Annotated in this window: 3 protein-coding genes; 1 reads left to right on the forward strand and 2 read right to left on the reverse strand. The window is 63.6% G+C overall.

Features of this window, described 5'->3' with window-relative positions:
• A partial coding sequence (locus AB1609_22505) for a hypothetical protein (protein ID MEW6049206.1) occupies positions 1-216 on the forward strand: 216 nt, incomplete at its 5' end.
• Positions 217-225: 9 nt separating this feature from the next.
• On the opposite strand, the gene AB1609_22510 is transcribed toward AB1609_22505, so the two are convergent.
• Together AB1609_22510 and AB1609_22515 are read right to left on the reverse strand one after the other, a co-directional pair.
• Positions 226-1,149, reverse strand: a complete 924-nt coding sequence (locus tag AB1609_22510) for an ABC transporter permease subunit (GenBank protein MEW6049207.1) — start codon at positions 1,147-1,149, stop codon at positions 226-228.
• On the reverse strand, positions 1,146-1,985 hold the full coding sequence (locus AB1609_22515) for a sugar ABC transporter permease (protein MEW6049208.1): 840 nt from the start codon (positions 1,983-1,985) through the stop codon (positions 1,146-1,148). Before AB1609_22515 ends, AB1609_22510 begins: the two co-directional genes overlap by 4 nt.
• Between the last annotated feature and the right edge of the window lies 1 nt (position 1,986).

The following is a 1,986-nucleotide window of genomic DNA, read 5'->3' on the forward strand; positions in this document are numbered from 1 at the left end:
GAGCGGCCGTTCGAGGTGCGGGCCACACTCCAGGAGAAGGAGCGTGGGCTTGCACCTCGGTGCCCTGAGTGCGGCGGGCAGGACGTCCGCCGCGTTTACAGCCCGGTGATGGTGCTCGGCACCGGTAACGGCAAGCACGCGAGCGCCGTGGAGGGCAGTAAGGCACATTCATCGGGCTGCAGTTGTGGCGGAACGTGCGGCTGCTGCGGGCACTGATCGCGGCACTCACTTCTCCGTTCCCAGGGACAGGCTGCGCACGAAGGTGCGCTGAAGGGCGAGCACCACCAGGAGAGGTGGGATCATGGCGATCATCACGCCGGCCATGATGACGTTCCATTCGGCCTGGGCGTCGGCCGCCACCAGCACCTTGATACCGATCTGGACCACCCGCATCTCCTGGGACGTCGTAACGATGAGGGGCCAGAGGTACTGGTTCCACATGTACACGAACTCGACCATGAACAGCGCCGCGATGTTGTTCAGCGAGAGCGGCAGGAGGATCTGAACGAGGAAACGCAGCGGGCCTGCGCCGTCGATGCGCGCGGCCTCGGACAGGGAAGGTGGCACCGTCAGGAAAAACTGCCGGAACAGAAGGGTGCCCGTGGCGCTGGCAAAAAACGGGATGGTGAGCGCATAGTACGAGTCCACCCATCCCAGCGTCTGCATTAATTGGTAGGTTGGGACGATGCGCACCGGCAGAGGGAGCATGTGGGTGATGAGGATGGTGACGAAAAACAGGGTCTTGCCCCGGAAATCCCTGAAGTAGGCGAACGCGAAGGCCGCGAGGAGTGAGAGCACGATCTTGCCCAGGGCAGTTGCCACCGAGATGATCGTGCTATTGACCAGAAGAGGGCCCATGTTTGCCTTTCGCCAGGCCGCGGCGTAGTTCTGAAGGGTTGCCTCTCCAGGAGTCAGCCTGGGCGGAATCGAGAACAGGTCTTGGAAGGCCTGCGTGCTGACGATGGCCCCGTATACCACCGGAAACGCCACCACGACCACCGCCGTAATCAGCGCCAGTTGAAGGGCTCCCTGAGAGAAGGCCCGGCGTACCCGCAACACGGGGCGTGCCGAGCGGCGAGGGCGGGCCGGGGGCTGGCGGGCCGAGATGACCTGTCCCGCCGGACCGGCCACCTGTGCTTCCGTCCTCATGAGTAAAACACCCTTCGCCCCGCGTAACGAAACTGCAGTACGGTCAGGACGGCCACCATGACGAACAGTGCCAGGGACTGGGCCGAGGCCAGGCCCCATTGTACGTTCACAAAGCCGTCTCGATACAGCTTGTAAACAAGGATGTCGGTGGCCCGGGCGGGGCCTCCCTGGGTCAGGACATCGATGAGGCCGAAGTTCTCGAAGAACGCCTGGAGCGTGTTCATGATCAGCAGGAAGAACGTCACGGGCGACAGCAGGGGAAAGCGTACGGCCCAGAAGCGCTTCCAGGCAGATGCTCCGTCCACCGAGGCCGCCTCCAGCAGATCCGGGGGAATGGCCTGCAGCCCCGCCAGGAAGAACACGATGTTGTAGCCAAGCATTTTCCAGACGGCAGCCAGCGTCACGACGCCGAGGGCCAGATTGCCGTCAACCATCCAGTTGAGCCGCACCCCGGTCAGCCCATACAGGGCATACGTCACCGGCCCCGCCGACGGGTCAAACACGAGCCCCCAGATCGCGCCCGCGACGGCAGGCGACAGGGCGTATGGCCACAGGAGTGCCGTCCGGTAGGTACCGGCACCCCAGACCGGTTGGCTCACCAGGAGCGCCAGCCCCAGGCTTACCGCCAGCCCAAGCACCGTCGCCAGTCCCGCGAAGACCACGCTGACCAGGATGCTGTGACGGTACTCCGCCGAGGCAAGCAGCTCCTGGAAGTTGCTCAGTCCTACAAAGATCCCCCTGCCGGTAAACGGATCGACCAGCCTGAGGCTCTGCATCAAAGCCTCAACAGAAGGAACGATAAGGAAGATGGCAACCACCACAAGAGATGGCAGCAAC

The sequence above is a fragment of the Bacillota bacterium genome, from assembly GCA_040754675.1.
Taxonomy (GTDB): Bacteria; Bacillota; Limnochordia; order Limnochordales; family Geochordaceae; genus Geochorda.

What these genes read in the sequence shown, in the direction of transcription:
- AB1609_22510 (MEW6049207.1), bottom strand. Translation starts at nt 1,149, where the DNA reads ATGAGGACGGAAGCACAGGTGGCCGGTCCGGCGGGACAGGTCATCTCG.